Origin of the sequence: Luteibacter aegosomaticola (assembly GCF_023078475.1) — a bacterium.
Lineage (GTDB): Bacteria > Pseudomonadota > Gammaproteobacteria > Xanthomonadales > Rhodanobacteraceae > Luteibacter > Luteibacter aegosomaticola.
The window spans coordinates 4696359-4715422 of sequence record NZ_CP095741.1 but is presented as its reverse complement, the minus strand read 5'-3'; the positions used below and the strand labels follow the sequence as shown (position 1 = coordinate 4715422).

The following is a 19064-nucleotide window of genomic DNA, read 5'->3' as shown; positions in this document are numbered from 1 at the left end:
CTAAATCATGTTTACGATCAATCAGTATGTATTGCTGGCAGTCGTCGGTATCGTTCTCTCAGCCCCCGCCATGGCGACTGAAGCAACGGGTGATCCTATTGCTTCCGTGCCCGGCAGGATGGTCTGCCAAAGTCGGACCGTGACCATCGGCGAGAAGTCCGTGGACGCCAAGCTCTGCGTTACCGGTGGGAACTTCGGACACGACAAGTACGCCGTGAAGATCGGTTGGTCGACCGTCGTTGAAGGTATCGACGACGAGACGACTACCGGGATTTCAGGCGCTTACAAGGGTGTGCCCGTTGCACTGACCTGCGTGCCCCAGCACAAGGCTCCCGCTGAGGGTGACTCCATGGTCGAATCCATGGCCAAGTCCCTGGCGGGTCGCCCAGGGACTTCGCCTGAAGAAGCGCATGACATGGCGGTGAAGATGCTAACGACCGAAGTCGGCCGCCTCTGCACGTTCCGCCAGGGTGAGCACGATCTGATGGCTGTGCAGGTCAATTTCTGAATAGTCCGGGGCGCCTGGCGAGACAAGTTCACGGACGTCGAGTTGCGGATGTTCAATCTGTATTTATCCTCAGGTGCCGTTGGTAATGACGTCAGGGCAACATGAACGAGCGTCTGTAGAGTGAGCTTCTGAAATGCACATTTCCAAGCGCGAAGCGTCCCTTGTACAGGGTGATCTATTCCTGTTTTCGATCAGTGAATATTGTCCGGACATGCTCATCGGTGGACGAGGAGCGGCGAGTGATCCGTGGCGTTGGCAATATGCTGTCGACGTGCTTCATTCTGGGTTTGAGTCTGGCTTGCTGACCGTCTGGACCGACCAGGGGGCGGAAGCGTGTGGTTCGCAAGTACTGTCGGACCTCGTCAGGATGCTTTCCGAAAGCGATCCGTTTGACATGAGTCAGTTCCTGACTGGTGGCTTGGATTGCTGGCTTGAACCGCAGGTCGTCGGTACTGACATCTGCGACGACATGCTGCGGAGGAATGGCGTTGATAGGAGTGACGGCGAGCTCTCTGCGACACTGATTGCCGATATCGAGGCGCTTCTCCGCAAACGGAGTTGCCCTTGGGGCTCTGGGCCAAGAATTATTGGAATGAAGGCTTTGAGCGGTGAATCTAAAGGATAAGGTGCGTCGAAGTGACTATTAGAAATTTGGTGGGGATAGCAGCCTTTGCCGCCGCCTGCCTCTCTGGGTGCGCCACGGATGACCTTTACTCTCCGGTGAGGCAGCACTCGCCGCCTCAACGCTGGCCGGATCCGGTGCCAGTGTGCACCCTGGGGCCGGCGGTTGTGTCGCAACTCCGTTTAGCCGTTCAAGTTGTCTATGTTCCTGACACACCCGAAAAGCCATGTGATCCGCCCGTTGCCGGCGGCGGGTTCACTGAGGGTGATGAACTCGGTATCGGAACCGGGCGTGTGGATCCGTCGGGTCGAGGTGAGTACGCGATGTCGTACTATCGGCTGCAGCTTGACAATCCTGTTGCGAGACGCCGGAGCGAAGGCCTCAACGCTGAAGATATTAAGCCTGTACTTAACGAAGCCGGAGGTGTCACGGCTGATGGTTACGGCGTGCGCTTCTGGCGGCACCACGAGGAGATTTTTTCACGAGACGAGCGGATCAATGGCCTGCTCTGGCACCACTACGCGTTCACTCGTTACGACAGTCCCTCAGCGGATCCATCGGTCATGGGTACATTCAAGACCTTTAAGTCAGTCGACATCGCGGAGAAGGTGAATAACGCGCCGGCAGTGTTCGATATCACCGAGGTCTACGTCCACATTATTGATGACGACCACGCGATCATCGCCCGGGGACGCTACGACCGGATGGTGATTGAGGATCCAGGCTGGTACGCATCTCGCAAGGATGTGCTTGCGAGGATGATCAAGAGCCTTACGGTTGAGGCCGTCAGTGACGCCGAGGTCGAACGCTCCCGCGAAGCATCCAAAGAACGGAGGCGGCAACGCGAGAGCGCAAAGTGATCACCCTGAAGATCGAGCTTGATTAGATTGCGCTTCGGGCGATCTGCGGCTGCAGCCGACGTAAGGAATGCGAGATGAGCAATGTTGAAGGTTATAGTCAGATTCGAACCGACTTCCTGACCCTTTACTGGCGTGGATGCGTAGGGCGTCGTGACGGAACATGGGACCATTCAATGGTCATGTCGTGGACAATCGACGAGTTGTTTGGGTCCTACGATCTAGAGATCGAGCGACTCATGTTCTGCGTTGTTGGAATTGGGTTGTGCGGCTCGTGGACTGAAGATGTCGCTTCTTACCTCCTGGCCACAGCAAGGCGCACCATAGATGGGTTTGGTGGCCAGATCCCATTCCACCTTTTATCCGAACGTGATGCGGATGAGCTTGCGCGAGACATCCGGGTGCTCGGCATTGTAGAGAGCGGCTGAGGCCGGTGCCTGTGTGGCACGGATCGAAGCGATGCCGCCATCAAACGAGAAACGGTGTCCATACCAATGAGTGATATCGACGGATACTTCCAGATTCGATCGGATGTCCTCGCCTACTATTGGCGAGGGTGTCGGGACAAAATGGATGAGCGACACGAAGACGTTCTGGCGTGGATGATTCACGAGTTTGACGGTGCTTACGTCGATCCCTTTGAGCTATTGATGTTCTGCGTTGTTGCGCTTGGACTGTGCGGATCGTGGAGTGTTAGTGCGTCTTCGCATCTCAGGTCGACCGCGGAGCGAATCATTTTTGAGTTCGATTCCAGGTTGCCGCTCAGTCTGTTAGCTGCCGACGAGGCAGACGAGTTGGTCTCCGACATCAGAGTGCTAGGGATTGGCATGGCGTGACTCGCCGTGGCCGAAAACCGTCTCCTACAGGGCGGCTGCCATCTCTGCCAGCTTGGCCACAGTGTTGATGTTACGGGCGGTGCCGGCTTTTGCTGCAGGGATGACCAGCTTGGACGAGGCCATGCCATCGTCGTAGCGGACGTACACCTCGCGCTTGCCCAGGCCGATCTCCTCGTTGCCCTTGTGGCGTACGCCGCCCAGCGTGTCTTTGGGCGGCGGCCCGTCGAGGAAGATGGCGACGACTCGGTTGCCGGGTGCATCCGGGAACGGATTGCCTTCGAGCACGGCGGCCATTTCGGCGGCGGTGCGGACCATGACCCCGACGGGCTTCCCGGCGTAATCGGCTAGCCGGGCTTCCAGGGCGGCCTTCACGGCCTTCTCCTTCAACCGTGAGGTAAACACCACATTGCCGCTGGCGATGTAGGTCTTTACCCCTTCAAACCCTTCCGCTTCGCACATGGCCTTGAGCTCGGTCATGGGTAGTTTGCCGGTCCCGCCGACGTTCACGGCGCGGAGTAAGGCGATATACGCGGTCATGGCGGGCTCCGTGGCAGGGTGGGGCGAGTGTATGCCGAAGGCGGCGTGGTGGCGCGGGGCGGTTGAATCGGCCCGGCGGGCGCCCTACCTTCGAAGACCTGACCCTTGCCCACCACAGGATGCTTTCCCATGGCCGACCTTTCCCAGTTCCCCATTACCGCTCGCTGGCCGGCGCAGCATCCGGACCGCATCCAGTTGTATTCGCTGCCGACGCCGAACGGGGTGAAGGCCTCGATCATGCTGGAGGAGCTGGGGCTGCCGTACGAGGTGCACCTGGTCGACATCATGAAGAGCGAGAGCAAGCTGCCGGAGTTCGAGTCGCTGAACCCGAATGGCAAGATCCCGGCCATGATCGATCCGAACGGCCCGGACGGTAAGCCGATTGGTCTGTTCGAATCCGGCGCGATTCTGCTTTACCTTGCGGAGAAGACCGGGAAGTTCCTGCCGAAGGACCCGCAGAAGAAGTGGGAAACCATCCAGTGGGTGTTCTTCCAGATGGCGAGCATCGGGCCGATGTTTGGCCAGGTCGGTTTCTTCCATAAGTTCGCCGGGCGCGAGTGGGAAGACAAGCGGCCGCTGCAGCGTTATGTCGATGAATCGAAGCGCTTGCTGGGCGTGCTGGATAAGCAGCTGGCCGGGAAGGAGTGGATTGTCGGTGATGAGTACACGATCGCCGATATCGCCACGCTGGGTTGGGTGAATAACCTGGTGACGTTCTATGGGGCGCGGGAATTGGTCGGGTTTGACCAGTTCGAGAATGTGATTGCGTGGTTGGAGCGTGGGACGTCTCGCGCGGGCGTAGAGCGCGGCCTCAAGATTCCGGCTCGGTCGTAATCCCTGATCGTTGTAGGAGCTCACCCTGTGAGCGACGCCGTTCGCGAAAGAGCCGCATGGTCTGTGGCTTTGTCGCGAAAGATGTCGCCCACAGGGTGGGCTCCTACATTTAGTAATCGTAGTTCACGCTAAGCCGCACGTAGCGCGGCTGCTGCAACGACGTCGGCGTCCCATACAGCGGATTCGACAAGTTCGGGCTCGATTCCGAGTTCGGGAAGATCGCCAACACCTTCTGCTCGTTGGTCACGTTGAAGACGTTGAGGTTGAAGGCCAGCCGGTCTTCCGCGAAGGCCGGCCGGTAGGTCGCGCCCAGGTCGAGCTGGCGGATCCACGGCAGGCGGCCGTGGCTGCCCGGGGCCGAGGGTTCGCCGTAGCAGAAGTGGTAGCTGTTGCCGTAGCCGGCCGGGTCGGTACGGTCTTCGCCGAAGTAGCCAAGGCAGGGCTTGGGCGCACCGGAGATCAGGCTGAGGTTGGCGCTGACCAGCCATTCCGGGGTGAACTGGTAATAGCCGAAGAACTTGAACTGGTGCTTGTGATCGTTGTTCTGCACCCCGTTCGTGTTGACCATGATGTAGCTGTTGTCCCAATCCTGCGTGGTCGACACGGCCGTCTGGCCGGTGCCGCGCGATTCGCGGAACAGATCGGAACGCAGCTGGCCTTCGGTATTGCCGTAGCTACGCGAGAACGTATAGCTCACCTTGCCGTACCAGCCGTTGGCGAACGGATGCTCGAGGAAGGTCTCCAGCCCGTAATAGCGACGCTTCAGGCCCTGGAAGCCGAACTCCTTATTGGAGAGCGGCACGCTCACGTAATTGCCCGAGGTATCGACCAGGTTGAACGTATTGGCCTTACCGGGATTGAACAACCAGCAACTGACCGGGTTGCTCGACGTGGTCACGTCGTATCCCAGTGACTGGGCCTTGGCCAGCACCAGGTCGATATCGCAGTAGTCGTCAATCGCATTGCGCAGGATGCGCTGCGTGGCCTTGGCGCCGTAAACCCAGTCGCTCCCCAGGGTCTTGGTGAAGCCCAGGATGAACTCGTCCTGGTATTCGGACTTCAGCCCTTTGGTGGTTACGGTCTTCGGATCGGGCAACTGGCCGAACGTATTGTTGGCCGCCACCGGCACGGAGATCGCGGTGAGGTTGGTCGGCGTACCGTCGGCGGCGATACCGCCATAGGTGAAGTACTGCGACGTGGTGAGCGCGCCGCCGGCAGCATTGAGCGCCGGATTCAACGGCAGGCCGAGGTAATAGCGCCCTGCGTTCGCATAAACTTTGAACGTCGCATCGCCATTCACATCCCAGCTTGCACCGAGACGTGGCGCCCACTGCGGCTTGTGCTGGGTAATGAACGCATCGCCGTCCGCGTTGAAGTTCTCGAACTGGTCGTTGCGGATACCGAACGAGAGCAACCAGCGGTCGTTCACCTGCCACTTGTCTTCGATGTACTGCGCGCGCTGGGTGGAGCGCACCGTGGCGAGGCTGCTGTTGATGTTCTGGATGACGTAATAGCCACCCGCGCCATTGGGGAAGCCACCAGTGGCCGGCACACCCAGGCCGGTCGAGATCGGCGTGTTCGGGTCGCCCTGGCCGTACGTCCAGGAATAACCCGGGCCCGAGGTCACCGAGCCCTGGTCAAGCGCGGTCGCGGTCTGGTTATCGATACCGGCGGTGATGGTGTGGTCGCCGATCTTGTAGGTGATATCGATGCGCGTGTTGGTCGTGCGGTTGCCCTTGCCCGCGGGGATCAGGCTGGAGACCGTCTGCGTGTTGCCGCGCGGCGAGCCACCATTCAAGGCGGGATTCTGGTTGACGATGCCATCCACGTAGGTGAGTGACGGGTCGTAGCCACCCGGTGAATCGTAGGCCGTGGTGTGCAGCTTGCCGTACTGCGCGCTGATCGTCAGGTCGTCGGTGATGTAGCCCGTGTACTTCGCCGTCCACAGGTCGCCGCCGTTCTTAGTGTCGTCATCCGCGCCGATGCGGGCGAGACGCGTGCGCGAGGTGTAGTCGTAGTCGTACACCGTGCCGGAAGTCTGGTACTTGTCCGACGCGCCGGTCACTTCAATGATGTGGTTATCGGTGATGTTCCAGTCGACCTTGCCGTACCAGCGCGGGGAGTTATAACGGTAATCCTCGTAAGGCTTGGTACTGGTGTAGCCCGTCACCGGGTTCACCGTATTGCCTTCCTGCCGCTGGTACTCCGCGGCGACAAACACGAAGAGCTTGTCCTTGATCAGCGGACCGCCGGCATAAGCGCTCACCGTGGTGCTATCGCTGCTGTTTTCGCTATCGGGGGAATAGAGGTTCCCGGCACGCGGCGAGGCGGGTAGGCCGCTCTCGTAATAGCGGTTGCGCTGGTTAGCGCGGGCAAAGGCCGGCTCCCAGAGCACCTGCGCACCGAAGTGCCATTCATTGGTGCCGCGCTTACCGACCACGTTGATCACGCCACCGTCGGAACGGCCGTACTGCGCGCTGTAGCCGCCGGTATATACCTCCTGCTGCTCGATCGCGCCGTAGGGCAGCGAGAGGCCGCCGAAGCCCTGCAGGGGATCTGTCGTGGCGAAACCGTTCACGTAGTAGGCGTTCTCCGATGCGGCCGAGCCGCCGAAGCTCACCAGCGAATGACCTGTCGCGCCCTTGAAGTTACCGCCGTTATTGACGACGCCGGGAGCGAGCAAGGCGATCGCCTCGGAGCTCCGGCCGAGCGGAAGTTTGGCCAGCTGCTCGGACGTGACCACCGTACGGGAATCGATGCTGGAGACGTCGATCTTGGCGAGCGCGGAGGCGGACACGGTCATGCCGGACAGGTCCTGCGCGTCCTTGGCGCTCGACACGAAGGACACCTCGGTACCGGCACCCACCTTCAGGACGATGTTCTGGCGGGTATCGACGGTTTGCCCGTTGGTGCGAAGGCTCACCGTGTACGTGCCGAGCGGCAACTGGGTGGCGCTGTAGCGGCCGCGCTCATCAACGGGTACCTCGCGGCTGAGGCCGGTATCGCTGGTAACGACGACGGTCTGGCCGGCCGCCGTGGGGGCCTGGCCGAAGATGCCGCCGGTCGTGGACTGGGCGAATACCGAGGGTGCGGATAGGGCAAGAGCGACAGCAAGTGCGATATGACGGGGTCGGGCGGTACGGCTGGACATGGGCTAACGTCTCCTCGGTACGTTTTTTTTGCGCACGGCTACTCGCGGGAGCGCGGCACGCTCCCGTGTGGCTTCGATGGACAAACCCCTGGGGTGCACCCGGCCAGCCCGGCTGGCGATGCCGCGGGCGGGTGACTGTTTGATGCTTCCTTTCGGAATCCCTTGCGTGCTGCGTCGCAGCACTTGCTATCGGTTATAGCGAAGAACCGTAAGGTTGTATAGGGGTTTAGGCGGCCAAACGAAAAAGCCTGCGGAGCGGTCCCCATCCGTATCCGCACAAAAAAACGGCCGCGAATGCGGCCGTTTCTCCACTTGCACCACGATGGGGAATTACCAGAAGCGGTATTCCGCAGCGAGGCCGGTGACGCCGACGTTCACCGTGCGCTTGTCACGGGTAATGTCGTCCGCCTTCAGCGAGAAGTGATCGTAGGTCACGGTCAGGCCAAAGTTCTCATTGAAGTCGTAGCCGAAGCCAAGGCCAGCGTAGATACCGTTATCGTTGGAGTCGTTGCGGTCGCGATACGTTCCGGAATGGCAGCAACCGGTGATTACATCCGTTTCGTTGTACTTCGTACGCGAGTGGGCAAGGCCAAGCCGGGCCGTAATCGTAAAGCCGTGCGGAAGATCCCATTTACCATTAGCACCAACCAACAGGGCTTCACTCTTGAACTTAGCCCGATAGTTCACGTCTTCACCGTCGTCGTCCAGCGCAGTGCCATTGGCTGACTGCTTGCCGAGGTTGACGTAGCCTGCTTCAAAGCCGATGGAGAACGGCCGATCGACGACCCAGCGATAGCCGGCGACCACGCCAACGGCCGTATCGTTATTGTCGTCGAAGCGTGTGTTGCTCACGTTGTAGTGCGAGCTACCGCCACTGATGCCGATGAACGCACCCTGCTGGGTAACGGCGGCGGCGGAGAATGAAGCGAGCGAAAGTGCGGCGGCTGCGGCCACCGAAAGCAGAACCTTTTGCATGATGAAATCCCTGAGTCCTTGTAAGTCTGCCGGCCCCGTTGCCGGCGAGCCCGTGGAGGGCTGAGGTATCTTACGAGGCTTTCCACTTGGCTGCCATGACAGCTGATCGTGACGCAGGTCACAAACCGCTGCCATGGCCGCCGTGCCGCTATCAGAAGCGGTATTCCACATTGCCGCCGAACACGCCCACATTCACGGTGTGCTTGCCGGTGAGATCTTCGGCCTTCAGAGCGTAGTGGTCGTATACCACCGAGATGCCGAAGTGCTCATTGAAGTCATAGCCGAAGCCGAGGCCGGCATAGATGGCATTGTCGTGCGATGTGCCGTCGTAGAGCTTGTAAGTGCGGCTGACGCCCGGGCCGTCGACGTACTCACGTGCGCTCAGGTCGATCTGTGAGTGAGCGACGCCCGCGTGTGCGGTAATGGTGAAACCATTGGGCAGGTCCCACTTGCCGCTTGCGCCGACCAACACCGCCTTGCCCTTGAACTTGGCCTTGATCGTGTCCGAGTACTGGTCGGAAGACCCGTACGTGGCCGTATCCGAGTACGTCATCTTGCCAAGATTCACATAGCCGGCTTCAACACCAATGGAGAACGGACGATCCACTACCCAGCGGTAACCCACCAGGCCGCCGACCGAGCTGTCATTCTTGTCGTAGGCACTGGAGCCGCTGACGTCGTAATGCGAGCCACCGGCAGTAACGCTGACGAACGCGCCATCGTGGGTGGCGGCGTTTGCCGCGAACGAGGCAAACGAAAGTGCGGCGGCCGCGGCCACCGAGAGCAGAACCTTTTGCATGATTTGTCCCTGATCCTTGAATGTTTCCGCCAGCCCCTCAGCCGGCGTGCCCCCTGTGGGCCACAGGATTTTACGTCGTTTTAACTCGGGGTGCCATGACAGGTATTCCGGGGCCCGCCCGTGACCTCTGGCATAGGGCGCCCCGCCCCCCGCCATTTAGCATCGGTGGCTTGCGCGGACCGCAGGGGACCGCGCCGACCCACTCGCAGGCAGGACGGCCCGGCGATCCACACGTTCCACGGGAGAACTCTTTGAAATCCACCCTTCTTGCTTCCGCGCTGCTGGCCGCCCTGGCCGGTATCGGCGCCACGGCCGCGTTCGCCGCGGATGATGTCCCCGCCGTCCAGGACGGCCCGTTCAATGGCACCGTCAAGGTCGCCGTCGACGCCACCGACCTCGACCACCGGATCCTCCGGGTCAAGGAAAGCGTCCCGGCCCAGCCCGGCAAGCTCACCCTGTTGTTCCCGGAGTGGATCCCGGGCCACCACTCGCCGACCGGCCCGATCGACCAGTTCGCTGGCCTGATCGTGAAGGCCAATGGCCAGCGCCTCGAGTGGACCCGCGACGAATACAACGTCTACGCCTTCCACGTGGACGTGCCGGCCGGCGCCTCGTCGGTGGATCTGGAGTTCCAGACCCTCACCCCCCAGGACACCCGCCAGGGCCGCATCGTGATGACCCCCGACATGGTCAATGTCGAGTGGAACCAGGTTGCCCTTTATCCGGCCGGCTACCGTACCGACAAGATCCAGGTCGAGCCGTCGGTGAAGTTCCCGGCCGGTTTCCAGTTCGGTACCGCGCTGGAGCAGGCGAGCAAGGATGGCGACACCGTCACCTTCAAGAACATCGACTTCGACAACCTGGTCGACTCGCCGATCTTCGCCGGCCGTTACTTCAAGCGCGTCGACCTCGATCCGAACGGCCGCTCGCCGGTGCACCTGAACATCATTGCTGACAGCGCGAAGTCGCTGGAGATCAAGCCTGAAGCGCTTGAAATCCACCGCAACCTCGTCAAGCAGATGGATAAGCTGTACGGCGCGCGCCACTACAACCACTACGACTTCCTGCTGGCGCTGACCGACAAGCTCGGCGGCATCGGCCTCGAGCACCACCGCTCGTCGGAAAACAGCGCACAGCCGAACTACTTCACCGAGTGGGACAAGAGCTGGCTCGGCCGTGACCTGCTGGCGCACGAGTACAACCACTCGTGGGATGGCAAGTACCGCCGTGGCGCGGATTCGGATATGCCGAACCTCAACACCCCGATGGGCGACAGCCTGCTGTGGGTGTACGAAGGCCAGACCCAGTTCTGGGGCAACGTGGTCGCCGCGCGTTCGGGCCTCGTCTCGCAGGACCAGGCGCGTGACCTGCTCGCACTCGTCGCCGCCACCTACGACAAGGGCCGCCCGGGCCTGTCCTGGCGCAACATCCAGGATACGACCAACGATCCGACCATCGCCCAGCGTCGCCCGCTCTCGTACCGCAACTACCAGATGAGCGAAGACTACTATTCGGGCGGCCAGATGATCTGGCTCGACGTCGACACCAAGCTGCGCGAACTCACCAAGAACAAGCGTTCGCTGGATGATTTCGCCAAGGCGTTCTTCGGCATGAAGGACGGCGAGTGGAACGTCAACGCGTACACCTTCGAAGAAGTCGCTTCGACGCTGAACGGTATTGCCCCGTACGATTGGGCGAAGTACCTGCGCGAGCGTGTCGATGGCCACAAGGGCGACCTGGAAGGCATCGAGCGTGGTGGCTGGAAGCTGGTCTACAACGACAAGCCCTCGGAAGCCGTGAAGGCCTTCGAAGCCCGCCGTCATTACACCGACCTGACCTACTCGGCCGGCTTCGGCGTGTCGTCGAAGGGCGATATCTCCGACGTGCGCTGGGATAGCCCGGCCTTCAACGCCGGTCTCTCGCCGGGCATGCACATCGTCGCCGTCAACGGTAAGGAATTCGACGGCGATGCGCTGAAGGATGCCGTGACCGCCGCCAAGGGCACCTCGGCTTCGATCGACCTGCTGGTGAAGAACTTCGACCAGTACAAGACCGTGAAGATCGACTACCACGGCGGCCTGATGTACCCGCACCTCGAGCGCGACAGCAGCAAGCCGGACTGGCTGAGCCAGCTGTACAAGGCAAAATAAGCACGACAAGGGCCCCGAAAGGGGCCCTTCCCCTATGTAGGAGCCCACCCTGTGGGCGACATCTTTCGCGACACCGCCACAGGCCCTTAGGCGGCATCTCTCGCGATACCACTACAGCCCCTGCGGCCCCTCCGCGAACGGCGTCGCTCACAGGGTGAGCTCCTACCGCTACGATCCGTCACGTAACGGCATACACTGCGCTCCATGGAATCCGCGCCCACGCCCCCCGGCCACGATATCGACACCGCCCGCCGCCGCCGGCGCTGGCTGATGTTCCTGCTGTGGACGGTGCTCTTCGGCACCGCGGCGATCAGCAATATCCTCACGTCGCGGATCGATGCCGATCGCTACAACGTGCCGTATGCGATGTGGCATATCGTCGTCAACGAGATCAGCAGCCCGGTGATATCGCTGCTGCTCCTGCCTTTCCTGCTTGTCGCTTGCGACCGCTGGCCCCTGCACGCGGATACGTGGCGCCGCCACCTGCCGCTGTACATCGCAGGCAGCGTGGCGTGGTGCGTCCTGCATATCGCCGGCATGGACCTGCTCAGGCTGGCCGCTTACCACGTGGGTGGCGACGGCTACGACCCGGGCAACCTCGGGCTGCAGTTCATCTACGAATACCTGAAGGACGTGCGCACGTTCTTCTACATCGTGTTGCTTACCCACGCCGTGGAGTGGTTCGGCCGGCAGTCGAAGGGCGAAGCCAGGTTGCTGGTGGCGCCGGACGACGACGTCGCACCGGTCGAGCCCATCGATCGGCCGGAACGCTTCCTCGTGCGTAAGCTTGGCCGCGACTTCCTGGTCGCCACCGGCGATATCGAATGGGCGCAGGCGTCGGGTAATTACGTGAACCTGCGTGTGCGCGGCCGCGACTATCCATTGCGCAGCACGCTGGCCGCGCTGGAGGCGCGTCTCGACCCGTCGGTGTTCGTCCGGGCCCACCGCAGTTACCTGGTCCAGCTGACCCAGGTGACCTCGATCGAGCCGCTGGATGCCGGCGAGGCTCGCCTGCACATGGTGGATGGCACCGTGCTGCCCTGCAGCCGCCGCTACCGCGAGGCCCTGCGGGCTGTCGCGGCCGGTGCGGAGCCCGCCGTGGCACGGGCCTGAAGGGAAGGCTAGGCCAGCGGGCGGTATTGCCGCTACAATGCCGGTCCGCTCAGATACGCGCCCGTAGCTCAGCCGGATAGAGTAGTGGCTTCCGAAGCCATTGGTCGGGGGTTCGAATCCCTCCGGGCGCGCCATTCTTCGCCGCATTCGCGGCTGGCCACGATGCATGGCTACCGATTCCCTGCCGTTGTTCCACCGTTACGAAGGCATCCTGCGGGATCCGGCGGTGGACTTTGCCGCGCACCAGCCGCTGCCTGATGCCTTGCGCATGGCGAACGATGCGCGCCATGCCGTTTACTACGCGCCGTTCGATCACCTGAACCCCAAGGCACGGCTGGTCCTGGTCGGCCTTTCTCCGGGCCGGGCCCAGGCACTGGTGGCATTGGAGACGGCGCGGCGCGAACTGCTATCGGGTAGCGACGACGTGACCGCCGCGGCCACGGCCAAGCACGCCGCCAGCTGGTCAGGACCGATTCGCCGCAACCTCGTCCGGATGCTCGATTTCCTCGGCGTCGCCGCGCGGCTAGATATCGCCTCCACCGCGGAGCTCTGGACGACGCGCACCGACCTCGTGCATTTCTCCGCGGCACTGCGCTATCCCGTGTTCGTCGGTGCGAAGAACTTCAACGGCGCCGGCGTCGAACGCAGTCCATTCCTTCTCGGGCAAGTCGATAGCTACTTCGCCGCGGAATGCGCACATCTCACCCACGCCATGTTCATTCCGCTCGGTGCCGCGGCACAGGTGGCCTGCGACCGCGTCGTCGCTCGCGGGCTAATCAGGCCCGAGCAGGTTCTTGTCGGCCTTCCGCATCCCTCCGGGGCGAATGCCGAACGCGTTGCGTACTTCCTCGGTCAGAAGACGCGCGAGGCGCTGTCTGCACAGACCCGCCCCGAGCCGATCGATCTTGCTCGTGAGTCCGCACTGCGCCTCATCGCTGCCTGGTTGCCTTGAACGGACCACCGTCACACGCGCAGCGGGTGCGGCTTGATGCATCCATGGGGTCGTGTTAAACCGGGTTTCCAGCCACATCGGGGTGCGATGTACGCGATGGACGTGTTCGGATGGCTATATGCCCAGGTGCTCGATTTCTTCGGTCTCGGCCCGCTGCTTGAGTTGATCGCCAGGGGCGACTACCGCGCGTTGCTCACGGTCGACGGGTTCGGCGCCGTGCTCGGTCCGATCCTTCCCTTGCTGCTTGTCTTTGAGTTGCTGCGCAGCGTTGCCCTGAAGACATTCAAGCGCGAGCACTATCAGGTGCCCCTGCTGGTGATGGTGCTCAACCGGTTCATCGGCAGCTTCATCACCATCGCGGTGGTCGGGCTATGCATCGGTCTGTTCCAGCGCTTCGCGCCCTTCCAGGCCGGCCTGACGTGGTACGGCGTGCTCTACGGCTATGTGGCCTGGGAGCTTTCCCATTTCGTCTATCACTTCTTCGCGCACAAGGTGCGGATCCTGTGGTGCCTGCATTCCACGCACCACGCTCCCGTCGCGATGAACATGAGCGTGAACTACTCGCATATTTTCCTGGAAGCCGCCTACGCGGACTTCGTGCGCACCAGCATCTGCATGGTGCTTGGCGTGAGCCCGCCGCTGCTCGTGCTGATCATGATCATCGATGGCTTCTGGGGCAGCTTCATCCACGTGAGCGACGGCGTGCTGAAGAACGGCAGGCTTGGCGTAATGAACCGCATCATCCTCACGCCGTCGCACCATCGCGTACACCACGCCCGTAACGTGGTGTACATGGACACCAACTTCTGCAACCTGCTGCCGATCTGGGATCGGCTGTTCGGCACATACATCGAAGAGCGCGACGACGTCAGGATCGAGTACGGCATCACCCGTCCGGTGAAGCCGTACAGCGTGACGGATGCGTATCTGGGTGAGTTCTACCTGCTCGGCAAGGACGTCTGGCAGGCCCCCGGTCTGCGCAACAAGTTCATGTATATCGTCATGCCACCGGGCTGGAGCCATGACGGGCATCACAAGACGGCCCGGGTGGCCAAACAGGAGCTGGCTGGGATGGATCCGCATCGGCCGCCCGAATCGCATACGACGCAGGGAGTTCGACCATGAAGCTACTTGCATGCCTCGCCGTTGCCAGCCTGCTCGGCACACCCATGGCTTCCCATGCGGCGCGCGTGGACCTCGCGCTTGGCAAAGCCGTCACCGGATCATCCATCTGCAAACCTGGCGAGGAAGCCGTGAAGGCGGTGAACGGCAAGCTCGCCAGCAAGACGCAGGATAAGTTCTGCACCAAGGACGTCCCGAGCTGGCTGCGTATCGACCTGGGCCAGGTGAGCAAGGTGTCCGGCTTCACCATCAGGCATGCCGGGGCGGGTGACGAGCCCATGGAAATGAATACGCGAGCGTTCACGGTGCGCGTATCGACGGACGGGACCGACTGGAAGTCGGTGGTCGATGTGACGGCAAACACCGCCAGTGTCACCGAGCACCGCATCACGCCCGTACAGGCCCGCTACGTGGAGCTCGACGTGACCAAGCCTACGCAGACGGATGATCCCGCCACGCGGATCTATGAAGTGGAAGTCTGGTAGAGGCCCTGGGCGAATCAGGCAGTCGCGCGCGGTAGCCGCACCCTGAAACAGGCGCCGCCATGCTCGGCGTTTGCTACATCGATGCTGCCGCCATGGCGTTCCACAACCTGCCGCGCGAGGTGCAGGCCCAGGCCGGTGCCGGTGCTGCTGGGCCGGGTGCGATAGAAGGGCTCGAAGATGCGTTCCCGTTCTTCCTGCGGAATACCGCCGCCCTGGTCGGTGACCGTGAGTTCGCCCCACGCGGTGACGGCTACGCTGATCGTGCCCTGGCCATCCGCATGCACCATCGCGTTCTGCACGAGGTTCATGATGACGCGGGAGAGGGCGAGCGCATCGCCGTGGATCCACACCGGACCTTCCGGTGCGTCGAACTCGATGTCGTTGCCCGATTCGAGCGTCAGCGGTGCGATATCTGCGACGGCGGCCGAGGCGACCTGCGCGAGGTTGAGCTTCTGGCATGCCGCGGCGTCGCCGTTGAAGCGCTGCAGGTCGAGCAGTTGCTCGGCCAGGTTCCACAGGCGGGCAGTGTCACCCAGCAAGCGCGTGCGTTCCACGCAGGGATCCATCGCGTCGATGCGCGCACGCAGAATGGCGATCGGCGCGCGTAGCTCATGCGCCGCGCTCGCCAGGAAACGGTCGCGCACGTCGTAGCCTTCACTCACGCGTGTGAGTGCGGCATTGAACCCGCGCACCAGCGGCTGGATCTCATGTGGGACGGTCTGGTCGGCCAGCTTTGCGCCACGCTTCTCCACGTCGATCTCGTCCGCGTGCCGGGCCACCTGGCGCACGCTCTTCATGGAGCGGCGCACGACGATCGGCACCGTGATCAGTGTTGCTAGCACGGTGGGAAGCAGCAGGCGCCAGGTGAGGTAATCCGCGACCATGGTGGCGAGGCCGCCGGCATTCGAGGTGGCCGCGCCGCCAACCATGAAATGCACGCGACGGTGCGTCCAGTTGACCAGGCGGATGGCGGCGGTATCCGTAAAGGGTTCGCTCGAGCCGTGGATATCCGATGCCGCGAGGAAGGCAAGACGATCGAGCAGCGGCGTCAGGCTGGCCGGCGGTGAACCGTGCATGTAAGTGTGGCCGCTCTCATCGCGCGCCACGACCCACAGGGCGGGATGCTCGTCCATCTTCTTGCGCAGCACCGGCGTCGGCGTAAGTGTGATGCCGCCATCCGCGGCCGGCACCAGCGAGGCCTGCACTTCCTCCACCAGCTTCGGATCCACGTACGACACGCTGTCGTGGTGGATCTGGTATCCCAGGATCATGAAGGCCGCGAGCATGATCAGTGCCTGGGGCACCACGATCCGCCACGTCAGAAGCCAGGCCAGGGATCTACCGTGCTTTGCCATGTGCCTTGCTCCGTAACAGGTAACCGACGCCACGGATCACATGGATGTCGACATCCGCGCCGGCATCGTCGAGCGAGCGGCGCAGCTTGGAAATATGGGCATCCAGCGCGTTCGACTGGATCTCATCGTCGAAGTCGTACACCGCTTCGAGCAGGTCGTTGCGCGAGACGGTGCGGCCGTGGCGCAGGCACAGCGCCTCCAGCACCAGGAGCTGGCGCCGGGGCAGGCGCAGCGGCGTGGTGCCGATGAAAGCCTCGTGTGCGCCGAAGTCGAACGACAGGTTCGCCACGGTGGCGCGGGGCACGTCGCGGGAGGATTGCCGCCGCGATACCGCGCGGATCCGCGCGAGCAGCTCTTCCACGGCAAAGGGCTTCACCAGGTAGTCGTCGGCACCGAGGTCCAGGCCAGCCACGCGGTCGGCCAGCGAGCCGCGCGCGGTCAGCACGATGACGGGCATCCCGGGCAGGTACTCGCGGGCCTTGCGGATCAGGCTGACCCCATCGCCGTCGGGGAGCTGGCGATCCAGGATCACCAGATCGTGTACGCACTGACGCAGGGCCTCGTTGCCCTGGAGCAGGCTGGGAGCCACATCGATCACCAGCCCATGGCGCTGCAGCGCGGTGCGCAGGGCATCCGCCAGCTCGGTTTCATCTTCGACCAGGAGGATCCGCATGGCTCACCCATGACTAATGCAGGGTAAATCGTACCGTCTGGGGCTCCCCGTCGCGGCAATGTTCTGGCAATGTGGGCGCCCTGACCATGCAGGCTCCCCCAAAGGGCTTTCCCCATCGCCATGCATTACGGAATCGTTCGACGGATCGTCACGCTGGCCGAGCTCATTGAGCCCGACCGCGCGCAGGTGTGGACCTGGTTCTTCGAAACCCATATCCAGCCACTGGGCGGCCGCCCGGTGGAACTCGCCTTCCATGGCCGCGGCCAGGAGGTCGTCGACTTCCTCCACGGCGTACTGGCCCGTACCAAGGGCGCGGCCAACATCAAGCCCTTCCCCCGCCGGCCCCGCCGCCAGGTGGGGCCGCAGCCGAACGGTGAGCTGTTTACCGGGGGCGATGCCCAGGTTGTCGGCGTCCCTCGCGGCGCTTGATCAGGGAACGGATAGGCCGGTGACGATGCCGGCGCCCAGCCAGTCCGCCAGGAGTTGCCCAGCCCGCTGGATCCCGGCTTCCTCGCCCTGAACGCCTACCAGGGTCTCGCAGAGGCTTCCAAATCCCGTGTCAGCCACCAGGCTTAGCAGCGCGGCGGTTTCGATGGCATCCGTGCGGCGCAGGCGTGAGACGTGGTCGCGGCGCCAGATCACCAGACCTTCCGCGGCGGCAAGCATTGCGCTTTCGACGCCAGCCTCGCCGTCGCGCAGGGCGATCCAGACATCGTCGGCGTTGGTCGTGGCATGGCGCACACGCAGGCTCGGCGAGAGCACCAGGTGGGCGTGGTCCCAGTCGATATCCGCGAGCGCGTCGGGTGCCATCGGTTCCGTATCGGCGGCGACGAACGCCTCGCCTAGCATCCATTCGATCCAGGCCAGCTCATCCAGGTCGGGGTTTTGCGGGTAGAGCGAGCGCAAGGTATCGGCGAAGTCGGCACCGTAGTGGTCGAGCGTCCAGCCACGCGGTGGGTGCGCGTCGATATGGGTGATGGAGGCCGCGCGGAAGGCTTCGTCGCCGATGAAGCGGCGCAGCAGTGGGTAGCTCACCTCGAGGCAGCCCATCAGCTGGACGCGGTAGTTGTTCTGGTACACGTTGAGCCCGGCCGTGGTGCCGTCGCCAAACGCCGCGGCATCGGTCTCATCACCGGTGACCAGCCATTCGCGGAACCGGGCCTGGAGCGTGGCGAGGTTCATGCGGCCTCCCGGCGCAGGTCTTCGTGTTGGGCGATGGCGCGGGCGATGGCGAGTTCATCCAGCAGCTCGGCTAGCGGTGGGATCGCGTCGTCGCGTTCAATCATCGTGGCCACGTCGCCCAGCAACGAGCGGGCGGTGGCGTAGAGCGACCACACGTCGTCGCACACGGGCTGGTCATGCGTATCGATGAGCAGGCCGGGGCCTTCGGTATGCCCGGCGAGGTGGATCTGGCGCACGTGCCCGGCCGGGATGCCGCAGAGGAACGCATGTGCATCGAAGCCGTGGTTGTGAGCACTGACGTAGACGTTGTTCACGTCGAGCAGCAAGCCGCAGCCGGTGCGTTTCGCCATCGCCGCGATGAACTCCCACTCGGCCATCTCAGCGCCCTCGAAGGCGACGTAGCTGGAGGGGTTCTCAAACAGCATGGGCCGTCCCAGTGCCTCCTGCGCCATGTCGATGTTGCGGCAGACCATGTCGAGCGCTTCACCCGTGTACGGCACGGGAAGCAGATCGTGCGAAGAGAAGCCGGCCACACGCGACCAGCTGAGATGGTCGGAGACGAACAGTGGCTGAATCTCATCGGCGAGCGCACGCAGGCGGCGCAGGTAAGCGCGGTCGAGACCATCCGAGGAACCAATCGACATCGATACGCCATGCAGCACGACGGGATGTTTCTCGCGCACGCGGCGCAGGATGTCGCGCGGCTGGCCGCCATCGACCATGAAGTTCTCCGAGATCACTTCGACGAAATCGACCGGCACATCGCCCTCGAGGAAGTCACGATAGTGCTCTTTGCGCAGACCGAGCCCGTAGCCAGAAAACGTAGGGATCATGATGAAAGCTCCTGTAGGAGCGCGCTTGCGCGCGATGGGGGTTAAGACAACCTGGGATCGCGCGCGAGCGCGCTCCTACA

General features: G+C 62.7%; 20 protein-coding genes and 1 tRNA gene. 13 read left to right on the top strand and 8 right to left on the bottom strand.

The annotated features are described in order from the left end of the window. Window positions 1–7 precede the first annotated feature (7 nt). From L2Y96_RS21205 to L2Y96_RS21185, 5 genes are all read left to right on the top strand, one after another. The gene (locus tag L2Y96_RS21205; protein WP_247330247.1) at window positions 8–508 is read left to right on the top strand and encodes a hypothetical protein; all 501 of its coding nucleotides are present in this window, start codon (window positions 8–10) and stop codon (window positions 506–508) included. A gap of 133 nt (window positions 509–641) precedes the next feature. Next, a complete protein-coding gene (locus L2Y96_RS21200; RefSeq protein WP_247330244.1) occupies window positions 642–1133 on the top strand; it encodes a hypothetical protein in 492 nt (163 codons plus the stop codon). 164 nt (window positions 1134–1297) lie between these two features. Then, entirely contained in the window at window positions 1298–1990 is a 693-nt protein-coding gene (locus tag L2Y96_RS21195; protein ID WP_247330242.1) for a hypothetical protein, read from the top strand. 74 nt (window positions 1991–2064) lie between these two features. Beyond that, window positions 2065–2415: a hypothetical protein gene (locus L2Y96_RS21190; protein WP_247330240.1), complete on the top strand. Its 351-nt coding sequence runs from the start codon at window positions 2065–2067 to the stop codon at window positions 2413–2415. 66 nt (window positions 2416–2481) lie between these two features. Further along, window positions 2482–2823: a hypothetical protein gene (locus L2Y96_RS21185; protein ID WP_247330238.1), complete on the top strand. Its 342-nt coding sequence runs from the start codon at window positions 2482–2484 to the stop codon at window positions 2821–2823. Between the two features lie 24 nt (window positions 2824–2847). On the opposite strand, the gene L2Y96_RS21180 is transcribed toward L2Y96_RS21185, so the two are convergent. Beyond that, window positions 2848–3360: a DUF1697 domain-containing protein gene (locus tag L2Y96_RS21180; RefSeq protein ID WP_247330236.1), complete on the bottom strand. Its 513-nt coding sequence runs from the start codon at window positions 3358–3360 to the stop codon at window positions 2848–2850. A 129-nt stretch (window positions 3361–3489) separates the two neighbouring features. Here L2Y96_RS21180 and L2Y96_RS21175 point away from each other — a divergent pair, with 129 nt between their 5' ends. Continuing rightward, the gene (locus L2Y96_RS21175) at window positions 3490–4194 is read left to right on the top strand and encodes a glutathione S-transferase N-terminal domain-containing protein (protein WP_247330234.1); all 705 of its coding nucleotides are present in this window, start codon (window positions 3490–3492) and stop codon (window positions 4192–4194) included. Between the two features lie 109 nt (window positions 4195–4303). Here L2Y96_RS21175 and L2Y96_RS21170 read toward each other — a convergent pair whose 3' ends face one another. From L2Y96_RS21170 to L2Y96_RS21160, 3 genes are all read right to left on the bottom strand, one after another. After that, window positions 4304–7345 carry a TonB-dependent receptor gene (locus L2Y96_RS21170; RefSeq protein WP_247330233.1) on the bottom strand — a complete coding sequence of 1014 codons (3042 nt, stop codon included), beginning with the start codon at window positions 7343–7345 and terminating at the stop codon, window positions 4304–4306. A gap of 330 nt (window positions 7346–7675) precedes the next feature. Continuing rightward, complete coding sequence (locus tag L2Y96_RS21165; protein ID WP_247330231.1) at window positions 7676–8320, bottom strand: outer membrane protein; 645 nt, start codon at window positions 8318–8320, stop codon at window positions 7676–7678. A gap of 151 nt (window positions 8321–8471) precedes the next feature. Further along, window positions 8472–9119, bottom strand: coding sequence for an outer membrane protein (locus tag L2Y96_RS21160; protein ID WP_247330229.1), 648 nt, complete (start codon window positions 9117–9119; stop codon window positions 8472–8474). A gap of 251 nt (window positions 9120–9370) precedes the next feature. Here L2Y96_RS21160 and L2Y96_RS21155 point away from each other — a divergent pair, with 251 nt between their 5' ends. The 6 genes from L2Y96_RS21155 (at window position 9371) to L2Y96_RS21130 (ending at window position 14941) form a co-directional block, all read left to right on the top strand. Next, window positions 9371–11269, top strand: a complete 1899-nt coding sequence (locus tag L2Y96_RS21155) for a M61 family metallopeptidase (protein ID WP_247330227.1) — start codon at window positions 9371–9373, stop codon at window positions 11267–11269. A 204-nt stretch (window positions 11270–11473) separates the two neighbouring features. Next, window positions 11474–12382, top strand: coding sequence for a LytTR family DNA-binding domain-containing protein (locus tag L2Y96_RS21150; protein ID WP_247330225.1), 909 nt, complete (start codon window positions 11474–11476; stop codon window positions 12380–12382). 57 nt (window positions 12383–12439) lie between these two features. Next, a tRNA-Arg gene (locus L2Y96_RS21145) sits at window positions 12440–12516 on the top strand. A gap of 32 nt (window positions 12517–12548) precedes the next feature. After that, window positions 12549–13334 (top strand): hypothetical protein, encoded by a 786-nt coding sequence (locus tag L2Y96_RS21140; protein ID WP_247330222.1) that lies wholly within the window; start codon window positions 12549–12551, stop codon window positions 13332–13334. Window positions 13335–13430: 96 nt separating this feature from the next. Next, on the top strand, window positions 13431–14459 hold the full coding sequence (locus L2Y96_RS21135; protein WP_247330219.1) for a sterol desaturase family protein: 1029 nt from the start codon (window positions 13431–13433) through the stop codon (window positions 14457–14459). Beyond that, the gene (locus L2Y96_RS21130; RefSeq protein WP_247330216.1) at window positions 14456–14941 is read left to right on the top strand and encodes a discoidin domain-containing protein; all 486 of its coding nucleotides are present in this window, start codon (window positions 14456–14458) and stop codon (window positions 14939–14941) included. The genes L2Y96_RS21135 and L2Y96_RS21130 overlap by 4 nt, the downstream gene beginning before the upstream one ends. A gap of 14 nt (window positions 14942–14955) precedes the next feature. On the opposite strand, the gene L2Y96_RS21125 is transcribed toward L2Y96_RS21130, so the two are convergent. Further along, window positions 14956–16296 (bottom strand): sensor histidine kinase, encoded by a 1341-nt coding sequence (locus L2Y96_RS21125; protein ID WP_247330213.1) that lies wholly within the window; start codon window positions 16294–16296, stop codon window positions 14956–14958. Further along, window positions 16280–16969 carry a response regulator transcription factor gene (locus L2Y96_RS21120; RefSeq protein ID WP_247330210.1) on the bottom strand — a complete coding sequence of 230 codons (690 nt, stop codon included), beginning with the start codon at window positions 16967–16969 and terminating at the stop codon, window positions 16280–16282. Before L2Y96_RS21120 ends, L2Y96_RS21125 begins: the two co-directional genes overlap by 17 nt. A gap of 120 nt (window positions 16970–17089) precedes the next feature. On the opposite strand from L2Y96_RS21120, the gene L2Y96_RS21115 reads away from it, so the two are divergent. Beyond that, complete coding sequence (locus L2Y96_RS21115) at window positions 17090–17398, top strand: hypothetical protein (protein WP_247330208.1); 309 nt, start codon at window positions 17090–17092, stop codon at window positions 17396–17398. Here L2Y96_RS21115 and L2Y96_RS21110 read toward each other — a convergent pair whose 3' ends face one another. Both L2Y96_RS21110 and bufB read right to left on the bottom strand, forming a co-directional pair. Beyond that, window positions 17399–18151 (bottom strand): HvfC/BufC family peptide modification chaperone, encoded by a 753-nt coding sequence (locus L2Y96_RS21110; protein WP_247330205.1) that lies wholly within the window; start codon window positions 18149–18151, stop codon window positions 17399–17401. Next, the gene (gene bufB, locus L2Y96_RS21105) at window positions 18148–18984 is read right to left on the bottom strand and encodes an MNIO family bufferin maturase (RefSeq protein WP_247330202.1); all 837 of its coding nucleotides are present in this window, start codon (window positions 18982–18984) and stop codon (window positions 18148–18150) included. Before bufB ends, L2Y96_RS21110 begins: the two co-directional genes overlap by 4 nt. Window positions 18985–19064 lie beyond the last annotated feature (80 nt).